Raw genomic sequence first — 17,432 nt, forward strand, 5'->3', positions numbered from 1 at the left:
AGATAAAACACCGGCTCGCCCCCCTTGTCCACGAAATACACCCCGGCGGCACGCCCACCTCCGCCTTGCACAAACCAGCCCCGCCGCACCGACGCCCATTGAATATGCAGGTGAAACTGCCCGGTCACCAAGTTGAGCCAGGCACCCTTGTGTTCAAAATGGGGGGACTCGAACAGCAACTCCGCCACGGCACCGGTGCGGGAGCGGACCACCGCCCGCAGCTTGCCCCAGTGCTCACTGGCCAGCACCGCATCCAGCAGCCGATCCTCAGCAATCGCGGCGGCGTGGTAGCTGCCCGCCTCCGGCGTGGCGGCGATGGCGTCCAGAATCTCGCCCAGGGGGGCGTCGAAATAGGCCGCAGCATTCCTGAGAGTGGCGTCAGGATGTTCGTCCAAGTATTTGCGCACGCAGCTTTTCCATCCTTCCAGACCCATGTTCAGCGAGCGCCCGGCCTGTTCGCCGTCCAGGGCCTTGCCGGTGAGGTTGGTGTATTTATTGGCGTAGCCGCGCGGCGTGATCATGACACCGTCCCGCACGTAGGTGCTGTTGTTGCCGATGAGCACGGTGGTGAGCATGCCGATGTCGCAATCGGCCATGTTTTCTAAAGTGGTCATTTGGATGTTCTGGCGCTTGCGGTAAGCGGACTTCACCACGGCCACCGGCGTGTGGGGTCGGCGGTGGCGCAGCAGAATCCGCTGGGCTTGCACGATCTGCCGGGTGCGGCGGCCACTCTTCGGGTTGTACAGGGCCACCACGAAATCGGCGCGGCCGGCAGCGTCCAGGCGGCGGGCGATCACCGGCCAGGGGGTGAGCAGGTCGGACAGGGAGATGGAGCAAAAATCGTGGGTCAGGGGCGCGCCCACCAGGGCGGCGCAGGCGGACAAGGCCGTGCTGCCCGGCACTACCTCCACCTCCACGCCGCTGCCCGGTGCCCAACCCGACTGGAACAGCACCTCAAAGGTGGGGCCGGCCATGCCGTACACCCCCACGTCGCCGGAGGAAATCAATGCCACGATCTTGCCCTGCCGGGCCTGCTCGTAGGCTTCCACACAGCGGTCGATTTCCTCGGTCATGCCTTTACGGATCACTTCTTTTCCATCGAGCAGGTCTTTGACCAGCTTGATGTAAGTGGAATAGCCGATGATCACATCGGCCTCGGCGATGGCCGCCCGCGCCCGCACGGTCATGTGGGCCTCGCTGCCGGGGCCGAAACCCACCAGCAAAATCTTCCCCGTCATGCTGTCACCCTCGCGATGGATACCGTGGCATTGTTGCCATCACTGCCCAGGTGTTTGTGTTTTTCCACGATCAAATCCGCCATGCCGGTGCCTGCCGCCAACAGGGCCGCCGCCTCGGCCACAGCCGGGGTGCCCACGTATTTGCGCACCATTTCCGAGGGGTTGGGCACGGGTACTTGGGCCAGTTGTTCGGCCGGGTAGAATTTGAGCGGCCAGCCGTGGATGCGGGCCAATTCCAGCAGACCTGTTTCGTCGCTTTTTTTGTCGATGGTCGCCAGGGCCTGCACCTGTGCGAACTCGCAGCCCGCCAGCGCCAGCGCTTCCGCAACGGCCGTCTCCAACGTCGCCAGGGAAGTCCCCCGGTCGCAGCCCATGCCCAACACAACTTGATTCACAGCTGATCTCGCTTTTGTCTTTCCCTGGTGATTTAAGGGGGATTTTCTAATTGGAAATTAATTTAATAATCTCCCCCAGGCTATTGCTTTCCCCCTCTCCCCCAGGGAGATGACTGCGGTGAGGGGATCGAAAGAAGGTAAGTTTTCGATTGCATAAGGGCCCCTTGTCCTGTCTTTCTCCCGGAGGGGGAAGGGATGCGAAGAGCCAGCCGCTCAGTTCCCTTTCGGCGGCCGGTAGACCACCAGGCGTTCCTCCAATTGATCCCAAACCTTTTTACCGATTTCCCGGTTCGTCACCCACAACACCGCCCGGTAGCGCGTCAAGTCCACGTCCTCAAAGCGTTCGAACAGGTGAATATTGGCTGGCACCGGGGTGCGGCGGGTCCACCAGTTTTTGCTCCCGGCCTCTTGCACGAAGGCAATGGGCTCTTCGTTGACCACGTGGGCGGAAACGCGGGTAATGTTGATTTTCGGTGCCTCCAGGGCCCAGCCCAGCTCACGCCCGAGGATGTCCACGGGGATGGTTTCACCCACATCGGAAGCGGTGGTGAGCACCGGCGTGGCCCCCAACAGGGCGGCCAGCCGCTCGGCATAAGCATTGGCACCTCCCACGTGACCGGAGAGCACCGGGATGACGAACCGGGCAGCATCGTCCACCACCAGCACGCCGGGATCCTCGTCCTTGGATTTCAAGTGGGGGGCGATCAGCCGCACCACCGCGCCCAGGGAGACGAAAAACACAATCTGGTCGACATCGGTAAACAGTTTGCCAATTTGTTCACGCAAAGCGCCGCTGTAGGGGCGCACCGCGTTGGGCGCACTCTCAAACTCGGCGGCGAACTTTTCCGGGGTAATCACCTGCGCGTCCGGCAGACGGGGCGCGACGGCGGCAGCTTGTCTGGCGCCGTGCTTGGTGATGGCCACCAGGGCGACACGGGGGGGGGTGTGTGGCCTGCTCATCGCGGCCACTCCCATTTTTCAAAGGGAGGGACAAGACAGGCAAATGATTTCTTCAGATTCACGAGCTTACCGGTTCATTTGCGGTGGATTTCCTGCGGCAGCCGCGGACCAGTTCGCCCCGCGGGCGCTCAGGGTTTTTCACCAATATCAAAGATAAATAATTGACTTTATGACCTTTAAGCTCAGTCAGGTCGGTGACGATGCGTTCCTCCACCGAGCCCGCGCGTTCGACAAAGCGGGCGTGGGACAGAAGGCCGCGGCGCTTGAGCAGAGCGATGATGTCGTCCAGCAGGGGTTTCACTTTGAGCAGCACCAGGGTATCGAAGTCGTCCAGCAGCCGTTCCAGGGTACCGATGCCGTAGGCAGCGGGAAGAATAGCGACGGCGTCGTCCACTTCTGCCAGGGGCAGGCCCAGATGGGCCGCGGCTGCGTGGAAAGAGGGAACGCCGGGCAGGATTTCGATCTCGATGCGCGGATCCAGCGCCACCACGGTGCGGGCCAGGTGGCCGAAGGTGGAATAGGTGGAGGCGTCGCCTTCCACCAGAAAGGCCACATCCTGCCCGGCTTCCAGCAGAGGCAGCAGGGTGTGGGCGGCTTTGAGCCAATAGCGGCTGAGTTTTTCCAGATCGTGGGTCATGGGGAAGATCAGCGCGGAGGTGCCCGCGGAGGGCTGCAAGCCGGCGCGCTCGGCTATCCCCAGGGCGTAACTGCCGCTGGTGGCGCTGCGCACGGGATAGGCCCAGTGGCACGGGCGCTGCAACACCCCCCAGGCCTGGCGGGTGATAAGCGCCGGGTCGCCCGGCCCCAGAGACACACCGATCAGTTTTCCCAAGGTTCCGCTCATGAGGCTTCCCGCCGGGCGCTGACGATCCATACCGGGTTTTCTGCCTGCAAGCGGTGCATGCGCAAAATGGGCTGGCTGCGGGAGGCATGGAGCTGGGTCACGTCCCAGTCGGCACCCACGGCCTGGAGGGTGGCCACCGCAGTGGCGAGGTTTTCGACAGTGACGAGATTCATCACCAGCCAGCCGTGCGGTTTGAGACGGCACAGGCAAAGCTGGATCAACTCCGCCAGCCCGCCGCCGGAACCGCCGATGAAGACAGCGTCGGGCGCGGGCCAGCGGTCCATCCGGGCGGGGGCTTTGCCGTGCACCAGCGTGTAGTTACTGACACCGAGGCGACTGCGGTTGTGTTCGGCGATGGCCACGTCGGCGGCGTTTTTTTCGATGGCGTAGACGTGGCCCCCGGAGCACAGACGGGCCGCCTCCAGGCCCACCGCGCCGGAGCCGGCACCGATGTCCCACAGTACGCTGGCGGGCTCAAGTTGCAACCGCGCCAGCGACACCGCACGCACTTCACGCTTGGTAATCAGCCCCTTATCAGGGGTTCTTTGTTTGAATTCATGGTCAGCCAGGCCGAACAAAGGCGTGCCGGGACGGCTTTGTACCCGCCGCAGTATCATCACATTGGGCACGGCGAAACGGCGCGCCGCCGCCTCAATGATGGCCAGCGGGCCGATAATGGCTTCCTCCGGTTGCCACAGTTTTTCCGCCACGCTCATTTGAAAGGCCTCGCCCAAACCTTCCGCCAGCAGCAACCGGGCGAGGCGGTCCGGGCTGTTGGCAGGTCCCGTGTAGACGCCCAGCAAATCGTGGTGCCGGGCGGCCTGGGCGAAGTGATAAAGGCCGTGCTCCGGGGTGGCGCCCACGGTCCATTCACCGGCGTCCTGGCTGTGCACCGAGCACACGTGCAGGGTTTGCCAGGGCAGACCCAGCCGGGCGCAGGCCCCTTGCAGGGCGGAGAGATTGGGCAACACCTCACAGGCGTCCCGCCCCAGTTTGCGGATCAAAAAACCGGCGATGCCGTGGCAGAGGGGGTCGCCCGTGGCCAGCACGGCGACGTTCAGCCCGTCCCGGCGCGCCTTTTCCACCCAAGCCGGCACCCGGCCCAGTTCGCCGTCCAGACAGCGGCGCTCGGTGTCGGGCGACAAAACAGCGTCGCACAAGGTCAGCGTACGCCGGGCGCCGATGACCACTTGGGCCTGACCCAAGCGGGCCAGGGTGGATGGGGTTAAGCTGGCCGCGCCGTTGTCCAGCACGCCGATGATGGCGCAGGGCTCAGCAGCCATTGATATTGTCCTCCGCCACTTCCGCCAGTTTGTGGCCTTCAAAATCACAGATCAGCACTTTGATGCTGAACCGGCCGGGATAGCGCGCCGCCAGGGTCTGAATCACCCGCCGGCCCAGCTCCCGGTGAAAAGCGTCCGCCAGCCCCAGTTCCGCCATGCGCTCGGCGCCGTAGCGGGCGGTTTCCGCATTGCGGATCTCCGCGCACACCCCGGCCGGGGCGCCCGCAGCGGCGGCGATGTCCGCCACCAGACCGGTATCCACGGCGTTGCGGTTGGCGTGGGTGATGGTCTCCCCCTGGGCCATTTTGGTGAGCTTGCCCACCATGCCGCCGATGACCACGTGGCGGATGCCGGTCTTCGCCGCCGTATCCAGGGCGTAGCGCAGAAAATCCCCCATTTGCACGAAACAGGCAGGGGCCAGACGGGGCAGTTCCCCTTGCACGAATTTTTCCGTGCGGCCGCCGGTGGTAAGCACCACCGTGTCCTGGCCCTGATTGGCCGCCACTTCAATGCCCTGAATCACGCTGGCGCGAAAGGCCGCGGTGGAATAGGGATGGACAATGCCCGTGGTGCCCAAAATGGAAATGCCGCCGATGATGCCCAGCCGGGCATTCAGCGTGCGCCTGGCCATGGCCTCGCCGTCGGGCACGGAAATGGTCACTTCCAGACCCTGCCCCGCCAGCCATTCGCCTGCAGCGGCGCGGACGTTGTCCTCGATATTGCGCCGCGGCACCGGGTTGATGGCAGGGCTGCCCACCTCCAGGCCCAGACCCGGCATGGTCACCGTGCCCACACCGGGCCCACCGTTGATCAGCACCACCCCGGGCTGATCAGGCAGCCGCCGCACGTCGGCGGTAAGACGGGCTTTGTGAGTCACATCCGGATCGTCGCCGGCGTCTTTGACGACCACGGCGTGGGCCTGCCTGCCCTCCAGGCGGCCGTCCGTCACCGCGAAGCTCACCTGCTGGCCGTTGGGGAGCAGGCAGTCCACTTGCCCGGGAACCTGGCCGTGCAGCAGCCCCAGCGTCGCGGCGCGGGCGGCGGCGGCGGAACAGGCGCCGGTAGTGTAGCCTTTGCGGCTGCCTTTTTTTTCATGGCGCATGGGGATACGTTCAATTCACCACGAAGGCGCAAAAGAGGGCACCAAGGTTCAGCGCCTTCGGTAACATCAGAAACCCACCCGGAAAAGGACGTATCATGGCGAGCGTTGCTCGGCCAGCGCCAGCAAGGCATGCAATGCTGCCACCACCAAGGTCGACCCCCCCTTGCGTCCGCGGGTAATGATCCACGGCGTTTTGTCCAAACCCGCCAAGGCGTCCTTGGATTCCGCCGCCGAGACGAAGCCCACCGGCATGCCCACCACCAATGCCGGTTGAACACCTTCGTTGCGCACCATCTGTACCACTTCCAGCAAGGCGGTGGGGGCGTTGCCGATGGCGATGATGGCCCCGCTCAGCAGGCCTGCTTCGCCGGCTTTGCGCATGGCCTGCACGGCGCGGGTACAGTTCCTGGCCTTGGCTTTGGTGATTACATCTTCGTCGGCGATGAACTGGTGCGTGTCCACGCCAAAGTGGGCCAGGCGCGGCGCCGACAAACCCACGCAAATCATTTCCACATCCGCCACGACGGGGGCGCCGTTGAAGAGGGCATTCACGCCGGCGTCCACGGCGGCGGGGTGGAATTCGGTGAGGCCGTTGAACTCGAAATCCGCCGTGGCATGGATCATGCGCCGCACCACCTGCCATTGTTCCGCGGTATAGCCGTGTTCGCCGGCTTCGCTGTCCACGATGGCGAAGGAGTCGTGCTCGATTTTACGGCCGGCCTGGGTAAGTTGTTCGGTGACGATGTTGTTGCGCTCTGCCATGGTTGAAAATCCGCTCAATGATGGTGATGATGACCGTGGCCGTGTTCTTCGGCCACCAAGCGGTATTTGCAGCCGTCGCATTCCAGGCGTGCCGGGCCGTGGCCGGGCTCGCCCAAAGCGGCGTTCACCCGTTGCTCCACCAGTTTGAATAACTCGGGCTCGAATCCGAAATACTCCCCCAGGCCGAAGCTCACGGTAGGGTATTGCTGCCGCAGGCGTTCCACCTGGCGCCGGATGCGCTCGATCAGGGTGCCGGTGAATAGATAATAGGGCTGTACGGCAATCTGGCTCATGCCCAGACGCACCTGGCGCTTAACAGTGCTTTCCAGGCGCGGATGGGTAATGCCGGTGAAGGCGATGTCCACCAGCTCGTGGTCCGTGTCTTCGAACAACCAGCGCGCCATCTTGGCCACTTCGCCGTTGGCGGCACGGTCGGAGGCACCCCGGCCCAGCAGGATGACACCGGTGGTTTTGGGGTCGGGCATGTCCAGCGTGACCAGGATCTTGTGCAGCTTGCGTTTGACTGCTCTCAGGATGTCGTCGCAGGCGCCCAAGTGAGGCGTGTAAATGAACTCGGTTCCGGGATGGCGCCGACGTGCTTCGGCGATGTGGGCGGGGACTTCCATTTTCACGTGACCGGCGGCGTTCAATATGAGGGGCACAATGATCACCCGCTCACTGCCGCGGGCCGCTTGGTCCAGGCCGTCATCCAACAATACCTCGGCAAATTCGATGTAGCAGACGTCGATGCGCCGCTCGGGCTGGCGCTCGCGCCACCGCTTGGCGAAGTCTTCCACCTCGCGGTTGCCTGCGGGATTGCGGGAGCCGTGGCCGATGAGCAGTACGGTGGTGGTCATGCTGTTTCACCCCAACCCTCTCCCCTCAAAGGGAGAGGGGACCCTTATGTTCCCGCGTTGTGTCAGCTCGGCGAAAGCGGTGGGTAAAGTTCGCATCGTAGAGCTTTGATTTTTTGAGTTCTTTCCACTTCCGTGCGCCCAGTGCAGGACTGACGATGACCATGGCCTGACTGTTTATCTTCTCCGTCTTGCAGCGCGCGCGAATGTCGGCCAGGGTGCCGCGGATGATGCGCTCCTCCCCCGGCCAGCTGGCTTTGTGCACCACCAGCACGGGTGCGTTGCCGGCCCAGCCGGCGGCCAGCAATTCTTCGCGCACTTTACTTAACAGGGTAATGGACAGGAACAAACACAGGGTTGAGCCATGAGCGGCCAGTTCCCGCAGTCGTTCTCCGTCGGGCATGGGAGTGCGGCCTTCTACTCGGGTGAAGATCACGGTTTGGGTGACTTCCGGCAGGGTGAGGCTTTCCACGGCCGTGGCAGCGGCGGCCATGGCGGAGGAGACGCCGGGCACCACGGCGCAGGGAATTCCGGCCTCGTCCAGGGCTTGCACCATTTCGATGAGCGCGCCGTAGAGGCCGGGATCGCCGGTTTGCAGGCGCACCACCGTTTGATGACGGCGGGCACGTTCCACCAGCCAGCCATTGATCTTTTCCAGGGTCATGCCCTTGGAGTCGGCGATATCGCAGCCGCGGGGCGCCCAGCGCATTGCGGCATCCGACACCAGGGAACCGGCGTACAAAATCGCGCCGGCCCGGGCGATGAGATCCCGCCCTTTGACGGTGATGAGATCGGGATCTCCGGGCCCCGCGCCCACAAACCACACCTTGCCTCCGCTCATGCCGCGAACAGCCGGGAGGCTGCCTCCGGGTTGGCGGGGAAATAGTGGTGCAGATAGGAGGCGTGCAGCCGCCCCAGCCGGTACACCGGCTCCGGCCGGCCGCGGTTGCGGGCGGGCTCGGTGAAGACGATGGGGGTCAGGGGCGTTTCCATGTGCGAATGATGAAAGGTGTGGCCTTTGAGCGTGCCTCCCGGCAAAGTGACGCGGTGCAGGCCAAGATTGGCTAGTTTGTCCTGCATTACAGCGTGGCCAGGGAGCAGGGCGGCCATGGGGGCGCGCTGGCCGTCCAGACCGGTGAGCGATTCCAGCAGATAGAGCATGCCACCGCACTCCGCCAGCAGAACCTTGCCGGCCGTGCAATGTTGGGCCAGATCTTGTTTCAGAGGGATATTGTCCGCCAGCGTCGGAAGATGCAACTCAGGATAACCACCGGGCAGGTAAACAGCGTCGCAGTCCGGCAGGCCCTCACCGGCCAGGGGCGAGAAATAGCGCAGTTCGGCGCCCAGGGCGGTGAGCACATCCAGGTTGGCGCGGTAAATAAAGGAGAAGGCCCGGTCCCGCGCCACGGCGAGGGTCATGCCCTGCAAGCTGGGTGGCACGCCAGGTTCGGATGCCGGGGGAAACGCCACGGGCCCGGGCAGAGCGTCGCCCCCGGCAGCGGCGAGTTGTTCAGCCCAGTGGTCCAGCCGGATGGAGAGCTGTTCAATTTCTTGCGCCTGTACCAGACCCAAATGGCGGCGGGGCAGGGCCCCGGCTTCGCGCCGGGGCAGGGCGGCGAGCAGGCGCTGGCCGGGCGGCAGGCTTTCCGCCAGCATCTCGCCGTGGCGGGCACTGGCCACCCGGTTGGCGATGACGCCGAAGTGCTGAATGTCTTTGCGATAACGGGCGAGGCCATAAGCGATGGCGCCAAAGGTTTGGGCCATGGCGGTGGCATCAATGACCGCCAGCACCGGCAGGCCGAACAGGGCGGCGAGATCAGCGCTGGACGGCTGGCCGTCGAACAGGCCCATCACGCCCTCCACCAAAATCAGGTCGGCCTCGCGGGCGGCGGCGTGGAGCAGGGCGCGGCAATGGTCTTCCCCACCCATCCACAGGTCGAGTTGGTAGACCGGCTGGCCGGAAGCCTCTTCCAAAATCATGGCGTCAAGAAAATCCGGCCCGGCTTTGAACACCCGCACCCGACGACCGCGCTTGCGATGCAAGCGGGCCAGGGCGGCGGTGACGGTGGTTTTGCCCTGGTTGGAGGCGGGCGCGGCCACCAGCAGGGCGGGGCAGCGCGGTGTGCTCACAGCTCCATCCCCTTTTGCGCTTTTACCCCGGCTTTAAAGGCGTGCTTCACTTCACGCATGTCGGTAACGGTGTCGGCGGCGGCGATCAACTCGGCCGGCGCGGCGCGGCCGGTGATCACCACGTGCTGGTGACGGGGACGCTGAGTCACGGCCTCCAGCACCTCGGCCACATCAATGTAACGGTGTTTGAGGGTGATATTCAGTTCGTCGAGAATGACTAAATGAAACGCGGGATCGTTCAACAGGGTGCGGGCTTGTTCCCAGGCCGCCGTGGCGGCAGCCTGGTCTTTGGCTTTGTCTTGGGTTTCCCAGGTGAAGCCCTCACCCATCACGGTGTAGCTTACTTCGGGAAAGCGGCGGAAAAAGGCTTCCTCGCCGGTGGCAATTTTCCCTTTGATAAACTGCACGATGCCCACTTTCAAACCGTGCCCCAGCGCCCGGGCCGCCAGACCGAAGGCGGCGCTGGACTTGCCCTTGCCGTTGCCGGTATTCACCAGCAGCACCCCGCGCTCCTCGGTGGCGCGTTGGATGCGGGCATCCACCACGGCTTTTTTGCGCCGCATGCGCTGGCGGTGGCGGTCGGCCGGATCGGGCTGCAAAGGAACAGGCATGAACAGAGACAGACTCAGGCGGCTCGGGACGCCGCGTTGGCCGGGCGGGGCGGGTCGAAACGCCGCAAAACAGCGCCGGTGACCGCGCCTAAGGCCAGCCAAAACACGGCATTGGCGGATGCGACCGCAGTGATGTAAGCGCGGATGAGGGTGTCTGGCACCAGCGCGGCTGCCACCGGTGCCGGGGGTGCGCCGAACAAATGGGGCGCCAGCACCAGCAGTACACCCGCGCCTTTGAGCAAAATGCCGCGGCACAGCAGCAACAGGACCAACCCCCCGGCAGTGGCGACGACCGTAGCCAACCACCAGAACTGGCGGTCGGCCAGCTCCGCCCCGGCGAGGCCGGGCACTTCCGGCGGCAGACCCAAGGCCGGTGCGGCGAAAAACACCGCGTAACCGGCCAGGCCCCAGAGCACCCCGCGGCCCCAGCCGTGGCCCCCGTGCAGCCCGACCACTGCCGCCAGTATCAATGCAAAACCCATGCCGCCCAGCGTGTTGGCGATAAGGGTGTACAGGATGCGGTCAGTATCCAGCCCGGCCGGCGGAAGATCTTGCGCGGCACTGTCACCGCCCGGGGAGCGCGCCATTTCAGCGGCGTGTTCGTAGCGTTCCGCCTCCAGAATCAGTGGGGTCACCCAGCCAAACTGCACCGCCGACAACACCAGACCGGCCACCAGGCCTGCCACCAGGCCGGTCACAACCAAGGCTCTGAACACGGCTTGCGCCTCAGTGGCAGGGGAAGGAGAGCGAATGGCGGCTGTCGTGGGCGGCGTTGTGCACCACGTCGGCCTTGCCCTGCAGAAAACCCACCCCGAACAAAATGACCGCCCCCAGGGCGGCGGCGCCCAGGGCGGCAGGCAGGCGGGCCCGGCGCGGCACAGCGGCAGTATGCGCGGGAATGGCGGAAGGTAGCGGCATGATGGATCCCCCTGATGAGTGGAAAAAAGCGCGGGGGAACCCAAGCAGGCAGACGGGCACAATGGCCCCATGCCCCAGCTCTCGCCCGCCGCGACGCTGCAACCCACGCTTCAGGCCGGTCTCCGGACTTGCAAGCGGGGAAAAAACCCGGCGTTCGCGCCTTCCCATGCCAGTTGACACAGTGGCGGATGCGAACGCCCATGCTTGCCTACCGTTGCGGGGGCAGCGCCGGACTGGTGGGGACCTCGGCCCCGCACGCACCGGCTTCCCGTTTCATCCCCCGAATCACCGTCCGGGGGACACCTGAAGCGGATGGCGGGCACAATACCCAGCGGGTACGGGGCTTGTCAATCGTGGGATGATCTGGCGGATGTGATTTAACATAATATACATTATGCGAACTTTTGGCGGCCCGTCCTTGAGCTTGCCCACCCTTCACGCCACTTGGGATCGAACCCTGCTGCTACGTTCTCTGATCAGCACCGCCAGCACCATCAGAACCACCAGCAACTGGGCGGCAACACTCTGAAGATCGGGATAAACGCCGAGCGAGGGAATTTGAGGAAAAGGAATTTCAGTCACGGGAACAACGCCCGCCTTTTGCAGGGCCACCACACCCTGACCCGTAAACACAACTGCCAACACCACCATCAGCACTGTATTGATGGTAAAAAAAGCCTTGAGCGGCACCTTGACGCTCAGTCGGAACATGATGGCGGCAATGGTGACCAGCGCCAACACCCCGGCACCGAAACCGAACAAGAGCGCTTGATGGTCCCGGGCATCCACCTGCAGCCACAATGTCTGGTAGAACAGAACCGTTTCAAACACTTCGCGGTAAACGGCAAGAAAGGCCACGAAAGCCAATGTCCACACGGCTTTGGACTTCGTGGCGCGCTTCAAACCGCTGCTCACGTATTTTCGCCACTGTTGCCCATTGCCGCTGTTGTGCAGCCAAAAACCGACATACAGCAGGATTCCCGCCGCGATCAATGCAACAAGGCCTTCGGCCAGCTCCTGATCACTCCCCTCGAACGCGATCAATCGGGTCGCGGCGAACCAACTCAACACACCCAATACGAGTGCGGCAAGCCATCCCCCGTGGACATAGCGCATGTCTTGGCCGCGCCCGGTTCTGCCCAGAAACGCCGCTATCGAGGCGAGAATCAAAACAGCCTCTATGCCTTCCCGCAACAAAATGAGAAAACTGGCAGCAGTCAGTTCGTTTCCGCTAAGGTGGGTTCGTTGGAGGATCTCGCCAACCCCTGCAAGTTCGTTTTGTATGGTGCCCACCAAGGGGCGCAGCGCGCTGACGGGAACGCCCTCAACCATTTTGGCATGCAGCGCCGTGAGCAGATCCTCTACTTTTGTGACCAGTGCCGGCATGCTCACGCTCAAGGTGGGTTCAACGCACTCGAAATCTTGAACATGGGCATTCAAGGCCGCCTCTTCGGCACGCTTGCTGTGGCCTTCCGCGTAAAGCGCAAGGGCCAGGGTGACCCGTTCTTCAGCGGCACGCAGGCACTCAGTGACTGAAGTACTTTGCGCGAACACCGGCAAGGCGGTCAAACTGCCGAGTATCATGATCAGGCCAATAGCAAGGTCACGGCGTATTCGGGTGTGCATAAGTGAGAACTCCTGGGGCCAATTGAGAGCGCTATGTGGCGATATTGTAAATAACAACAATTATCATTACAACTCGTATCCTGAAAAGTTCGTGAGAGCCAGGCGGGGGGGGTTATTATGTTAAATTCTAAAGAATTTAAGCAATGCTCTGATCTTGTTTATCTTAATCACGCTGCCGTGGGACCGTGGCCCCGACGGACCATGGAGGCTGTTTGCGCGTTCGCCCGGGAGAATGTGCACCATGGCGCCCGCTATTATCCCAGGTGGCTGCACACCGAGCAGGCCTTGCGCGGGCAGCTGGCGGAACTGCTCCACGCACCGTCGGTGGACGATATCGCGTTGCTCAAAAACACCTCCGAGGGCTTGTCGCTGCTGGCCTACGGTCTGGATTGGCGGGAGGGTGACAACATCATCATCGCCCGGGAGGAATTCCCGTCCAACCGCATCGTGTGGGAGTCCCTGGCCCGATTCGGCGTGACACTGCGCCAGGCGAATTTGGACAGCGACGACAGCCCGGAAGATGCCATGCTGGCCATGATGGATGAACGCACCCGCCTGCTGTCGGTAAGCTCGGTGCAGTACGCCACGGGCCGGCGCATGGATGTGCAGCGTCTGGGCATCATGTGCCGCCGCCACGGCGTACTGTTTTGCGTGGATGCCATCCAGAGCCTGGGGGTGTTACCTCTGGACGTGCAGGCAGTCCATGCCGATGTGGTGGTGGCGGACGGCCATAAATGGATGCTGGGGCCGGAAGGACTGGCGGTATTTTACTGTGCGGCGCCCCTGCGGCCACGTCTGCGCCTGACACAATACGGCTGGCACATGGTGGAACACCATGGCGACTACGACCGCCGCGCTTGGCAGCCGGCGGCCTCGGCCCGGCGTTTCGAGTGCGGCAGCCCCAATATGTTGGGGATACATGCCTTGCACGCCAGTCTGTCGCTGTTGCTGGAAGTGGGCATCGGGCAGGTGGCCCGTCAAGTTCTGACCCACAGTGCTTATCTCATCGAGGTCTTGAGCAAAATCAAGGGTTGTGAGTTGTTATCTCCAACGGCACCGGACCGTTACGCGGGCATCGTGACTTTTCGCCTGCGGCGCACGCCCGCTGAACAGCTCTGGCGCCATTTGATGGATCAGGGCGTCATTTGCGCCTGCCGCGGCGGTGGCGTGCGTTTTTCGCCGCACTATTACACCACGCGGGAACAATTGACGCGGGCGGTGGAGCTGGTGGCGCGGTTTGAAGGGTGAGATGCCCCCTACCCCTTGTTGTCATCTTTACAGCGGGATGGAGTGCGGGACAGGCCGGCGTTGTGCAACTCGTGTATCACCTCGCGCAACGCCTCACGCCACGGCCGCGGTGAAATGCCAAAGACCCGTTGAATGCGCGAACAGTCCAATACCGAATTGACCGGCCGCCGGGCAGGGGTGGGATAGTCGGCGGTGGTGACAGGATGCACAGGGATCTTGCGGCCGCCGTGGCGGGCGGCCTCAATGATGATGGCTTCGGCAAAGCCGTGCCAGGTGGTGGCGCCGGTGCCACTGTAATGATAGGTGCCCCAGGGCGGCTGCTGTGCCACTGGGCCCGTGACTTGGCGGGTGATGTCAAGCAAGGCATCGGCGATGTCAGCAGCGGCTGTGGGACAGCCGTGTTGATCGGCCACCACGTTCAGCTCGTCGCGTTCCCCCGCCAGGCGCAGTATGGTTTTGACGAAATTGTGGCCGTGCGCGCCGTACACCCAGGCGGTGCGCAGGATGATGTGCCGGGGACAGGTGGTGCGCACCGCCCTCTCCCCCGCTTCCTTGCTGGCGCCGTAGACGCCAAGCGGTGAGACGGGATCGTCTTCGGTGTAGGGGCCGGTTTTGCTGCCGTCGAAGACATAGTCGGTGGAAATGTGCAGCAGTGGCACGCCCTCTTGCGCGCACACCGCCGCCAGATGGGCCGGACCGTCGCGGTTGACAGCGCTGGCGCGCTCAGATTCGGACTCGGCTTTGTCCACTGCGGTGTAGGCAGCGGCATTGATCACAGCGGCAAAGCCCTGCCCTTCCACGGCGGCGGTGACAGCCGCGCGATCACTGATATCCAGCTGCTGGCGATCCAGGCCCGTGGCGGCAATACTGTGCCCGGCCGCACGGCGCAGCAGTTCCCGGCCGACCTGGCCGTTGGCACCGGTCACCAGCAGCCGGCGTTCACTCACGTCTCACTCCCGTATACGGGCAGGCGCTCGGGGTCGATGGTGTCCAACCCGGGGGCGGCAGCGTCTTTGGGTGACAGCAGGGGCTTGTCAATCGGCCAGTCGATACCGATGACCGGATCGTTCCAGCACAGGCTGGCTTCGGTGGCCGCGCAGTAGTAGTCGGTGCATTTGTAGGCGAACAGGGCCGTGGCACTGGTGACGCAAAAGCCATGGGCGAAATCCGGCGGTACGTAGAGCTGGCGTTTGTTCTTCCCCGAAAGCGTCAGGCCGAACCACTTCCCGAAGGTGGGCGAGCCACGGCGGATATCCACCACGACATCAAACACTTCCCCCTCCAAAACATGCACCAGCTTGCCCTGGGGTTGGGGATTTTGAAAGTGCAGACCGCGCAGAATGCCGCAGCGGGAGTAGGACAGATTGTCCTGCACGAAGGGGCCGGGGATACCCGCGTCAGCGTAACGCTGAGCCTGAAAGGTTTCGACAAAAAAACCGCGGGCATCACCAAAGACTTTGGGCTCGACGATCAACACGCCCGGTAAATCCGTTTCGATCACATTCATCAGTCGTACACTTTTTGTTCGACGAGCTTGAGCAAGTACCGGCCGTAGCCGTTTTTGATCAAGGGCCGGGCCAGCGCCGCCACATCGTCGGCCGTGATATAGCCCATGCGCCAGGCGATTTCCTCGGGACAGGCGATTTTCAGGCCCTGGCGCGCCTCCACGGTCTCGATAAACTGGGCGGCCTGCAGCAGGGAATCGTGGGTGCCCGTGTCCAGCCAGGCGGTGCCGCGGCCAAAACGTTCCACCCGCAGGGTACCGCGTTCCAGATAAACTTTGTTGACGTCGGTGATTTCCAACTCACCGCGGGGCGAGGGTTTTAAGCTTTTGGCAATGTCTACCACCTCGTTGTCGTAGAAATACAAACCCGTGACGGCGTAGTTGGAACGGGGTCGGGCAGGTTTTTCTTCGATGTGAACCGCTGTGCCACTGTCGTCAAAATCCACCACGCCATAGCGCTCGGGATCGCTGACGTAATAGCCAAAGATGGTGGCGCCCTGCTCTTGCCCGGCGGCACGCTGGAGCAGCTCGGCAAGGCCGTGACCGTAAAAAACATTGTCACCCAGGATCAGGCAGGCACTGCCATCAGCGACAAAGTCTTCGCCGATCAAAAAGGCCTGTGCCAAACCTTCAGGCTCGGCTTGTTCGGCGTAGTGCAGGCTGACACCCCACTTCGATCCATCACCCAACAAGCGTTGAAACAAAGGCAGGTCGTGCGGTGTGGAGATGATCAATATTTCTTTTATCCCCGCCAGCATCAGCGTGCTGAGGGGGTAGTAAATCATCGGCTTGTCGTACACCGGGAGCAGTTGTTTGCTCACCGCGTGGGTCAGCGGATACAAGCGGGTGCCGCTGCCACCGGCGAGGATGATGCCTTTCATGACGCCTCTCCCAAACCCAGGCGCTGGCCGCGGTAACTGCCGTCCAATATGGCCTGCCACCAGGCGCGGTTGTCGAGATACCACTTGACCGTGGCACGCAAACCGGTTTCGAAAGTCTCCCGCGGACGCCAGCCCAGTTCCCGTTCGATTTTGCCAGCGTCGATGGCATAGCGTTTATCGTGACCGGGGCGGTCGGCAACGAACTGAATCAGCTCCCGCCGCGAGGCGCGCACGGGATCGGGTTTGAGTTCGTCAAGAATGTCGCAGATGCTGTGCACCACCTCCAGATTGGTACGCTCATTGTGACCGCCGATGTTGTAGGTCTCCCCCACCTGGCCACGTTCCACCACCAAACGCAAGGCGCGGGCATGGTCTTCCACATAAAGCCAGTCACGGATGTTGTCGCCCTTGCCGTACACAGGCACAGGCTCTCCCGCCAGGGCTTTGATGATGACCAGCGGGATGAGTTTTTCCGGAAAATGATAGGGGCCGTAGTTGTTGGAACAATTGGTGGTCACCACCGGCAGGCCGTAAGTATGGTGCCAGGCGCGCACCAGATGATCAGACGAAGCTTTGCTGGCAGAGTACGGCGAGTTGGGTTGATAAGGGGTCTCTTCGGTGAAGTACCCCCCGGCGCCCAGTGAACCGTACACCTCGTCGGTGGAAATATGGTGAAACCGGAAGGCCTTTTTTTGCGCCGGTTCCAGACCGGACCAGTAGCGGCGCGCCGCCTCCAGCAGGGTGTAGGTGCCGATGATGTTGGTGTCGATGAAGGCGGCCGGGCCGTCGATGGAACGGTCCACGTGGGACTCGGCGGCCAAGTGCATCACGGCGTCAGGGCGGTGGGTATCGAACACCCGGTTTACGGCATCGGTGTCACAGATATCGATCTGTTCGAATCTGTGCCGGGGATGGTCCAGGGCTTCGGCCAGGGACGACAAATTGCCGGCGTAAGTGAGTTTGTCCACGTTGATCACGGTAGTGTCGGTGTCGCGGATGAGTTGCCGCACCACGGCGGAGCCAATGAAACCGGCGCCACCTGTCACGAGAATTGTTTTCATGTGCTTTGCTACAGT

General features: G+C 63.0%; 19 protein-coding genes and 1 riboswitch. Of the genes, 1 reads left to right on the forward strand and 18 read right to left on the reverse strand.

All coding sequences use genetic code 11. From position 1 onward, the window contains the following. The 14 genes from cobJ to ENJ19_08705 all read right to left on the reverse strand — a co-directional run. Positions 1–1,238 (reverse strand): precorrin-3B C(17)-methyltransferase (cobJ, locus tag ENJ19_08640; GenBank protein ID HHM05797.1); only part of this gene is annotated, 1,238 nt, incomplete at its 3' end. Further along, entirely contained in the window at positions 1,235–1,612 is a 378-nt protein-coding gene (locus ENJ19_08645; protein ID HHM05798.1) for a cobalamin biosynthesis protein, read from the reverse strand. The genes ENJ19_08645 and cobJ, both read right to left, overlap by 4 nt. 234 nt (positions 1,613–1,846) lie before the next feature. Beyond that, positions 1,847–2,593 carry a cobalamin biosynthesis protein CbiG gene (locus tag ENJ19_08650; GenBank protein HHM05799.1) on the reverse strand — a complete coding sequence of 249 codons (747 nt, stop codon included), beginning with the start codon at positions 2,591–2,593 and terminating at the stop codon, positions 1,847–1,849. A gap of 58 nt (positions 2,594–2,651) precedes the next feature. Next, entirely contained in the window at positions 2,652–3,437 is a 786-nt protein-coding gene (cobI, locus tag ENJ19_08655) for a precorrin-2 C(20)-methyltransferase (protein ID HHM05800.1), read from the reverse strand. Next, entirely contained in the window at positions 3,434–4,720 is a 1,287-nt protein-coding gene (gene cbiE, locus ENJ19_08660) for a precorrin-6y C5,15-methyltransferase (decarboxylating) subunit CbiE (GenBank protein HHM05801.1), read from the reverse strand. The genes cobI and cbiE overlap by 4 nt, the downstream gene beginning before the upstream one ends. Beyond that, positions 4,710–5,822 carry a cobalt-precorrin-5B (C(1))-methyltransferase gene (locus ENJ19_08665; GenBank protein ID HHM05802.1) on the reverse strand — a complete coding sequence of 371 codons (1,113 nt, stop codon included), beginning with the start codon at positions 5,820–5,822 and terminating at the stop codon, positions 4,710–4,712. The genes cbiE and ENJ19_08665 overlap by 11 nt, the downstream gene beginning before the upstream one ends. 93 nt (positions 5,823–5,915) lie before the next feature. Then, a complete protein-coding gene (locus tag ENJ19_08670; protein ID HHM05803.1) occupies positions 5,916–6,584 on the reverse strand; it encodes a precorrin-8X methylmutase in 669 nt (222 codons plus the stop codon). A gap of 14 nt (positions 6,585–6,598) precedes the next feature. Beyond that, positions 6,599–7,441 carry a sirohydrochlorin chelatase gene (locus ENJ19_08675; protein HHM05804.1) on the reverse strand — a complete coding sequence of 281 codons (843 nt, stop codon included), beginning with the start codon at positions 7,439–7,441 and terminating at the stop codon, positions 6,599–6,601. Positions 7,442–7,466: 25 nt separating this feature from the next. Then, positions 7,467–8,279, reverse strand: coding sequence for a precorrin-4 C(11)-methyltransferase (gene cobM / locus ENJ19_08680; GenBank protein ID HHM05805.1), 813 nt, complete (start codon positions 8,277–8,279; stop codon positions 7,467–7,469). Next, the gene (locus ENJ19_08685) at positions 8,276–9,544 is read right to left on the reverse strand and encodes a cobyrinate a,c-diamide synthase (protein ID HHM05806.1); all 1,269 of its coding nucleotides are present in this window, start codon (positions 9,542–9,544) and stop codon (positions 8,276–8,278) included. Before ENJ19_08685 ends, cobM begins: the two co-directional genes overlap by 4 nt. A 20-nt stretch (positions 9,545–9,564) precedes the next feature. Continuing rightward, the gene (cobO, locus tag ENJ19_08690; GenBank protein HHM05807.1) at positions 9,565–10,179 is read right to left on the reverse strand and encodes a cob(I)yrinic acid a,c-diamide adenosyltransferase; all 615 of its coding nucleotides are present in this window, start codon (positions 10,177–10,179) and stop codon (positions 9,565–9,567) included. Positions 10,180–10,193: 14 nt separating this feature from the next. Further along, positions 10,194–10,895 (reverse strand): cobalt transporter, encoded by a 702-nt coding sequence (locus ENJ19_08695; GenBank protein HHM05808.1) that lies wholly within the window; start codon positions 10,893–10,895, stop codon positions 10,194–10,196. 10 nt (positions 10,896–10,905) lie between these two features. Next, positions 10,906–11,097 (reverse strand): CbtB-domain containing protein, encoded by a 192-nt coding sequence (locus ENJ19_08700; protein ID HHM05809.1) that lies wholly within the window; start codon positions 11,095–11,097, stop codon positions 10,906–10,908. Positions 11,098–11,192: 95 nt separating this feature from the next. Beyond that, positions 11,193–11,419: riboswitch (cobalamin riboswitch) on the reverse strand. A 113-nt stretch (positions 11,420–11,532) separates the two neighbouring features. Continuing rightward, entirely contained in the window at positions 11,533–12,723 is a 1,191-nt protein-coding gene (locus ENJ19_08705) for an FTR1 family iron permease (GenBank protein HHM05810.1), read from the reverse strand. Between the two features lie 117 nt (positions 12,724–12,840). Here ENJ19_08705 and ENJ19_08710 point away from each other — a divergent pair, with 117 nt between their 5' ends. Continuing rightward, positions 12,841–13,971 (forward strand): aminotransferase class V-fold PLP-dependent enzyme, encoded by a 1,131-nt coding sequence (locus ENJ19_08710; GenBank protein ID HHM05811.1) that lies wholly within the window; start codon positions 12,841–12,843, stop codon positions 13,969–13,971. Positions 13,972–13,979: 8 nt separating this feature from the next. Here ENJ19_08710 and rfbD read toward each other — a convergent pair whose 3' ends face one another. From rfbD to rfbB, 4 genes are read right to left on the reverse strand one after another with little or no spacing between them, the layout of a single operon-like run. Continuing rightward, positions 13,980–14,918, reverse strand: coding sequence for a dTDP-4-dehydrorhamnose reductase (gene rfbD / locus ENJ19_08715; GenBank protein HHM05812.1), 939 nt, complete (start codon positions 14,916–14,918; stop codon positions 13,980–13,982). Then, a complete protein-coding gene (rfbC, locus tag ENJ19_08720) occupies positions 14,915–15,478 on the reverse strand; it encodes a dTDP-4-dehydrorhamnose 3,5-epimerase (protein ID HHM05813.1) in 564 nt (187 codons plus the stop codon). The genes rfbD and rfbC overlap by 4 nt, the downstream gene beginning before the upstream one ends. Next, positions 15,478–16,356, reverse strand: a complete 879-nt coding sequence (rfbA, locus tag ENJ19_08725; GenBank protein ID HHM05814.1) for a glucose-1-phosphate thymidylyltransferase — start codon at positions 16,354–16,356, stop codon at positions 15,478–15,480. Before rfbA ends, rfbC begins: the two co-directional genes overlap by 1 nt. Further along, positions 16,353–17,417: a dTDP-glucose 4,6-dehydratase gene (gene rfbB, locus ENJ19_08730; protein ID HHM05815.1), complete on the reverse strand. Its 1,065-nt coding sequence runs from the start codon at positions 17,415–17,417 to the stop codon at positions 16,353–16,355. Before rfbB ends, rfbA begins: the two co-directional genes overlap by 4 nt. Positions 17,418–17,432 lie beyond the last annotated feature (15 nt).

Source organism: Gammaproteobacteria bacterium, assembly GCA_011375345.1.
In the GTDB taxonomy this organism is placed as follows: domain Bacteria; phylum Pseudomonadota; class Gammaproteobacteria; order DRLM01; family DRLM01; genus DRLM01.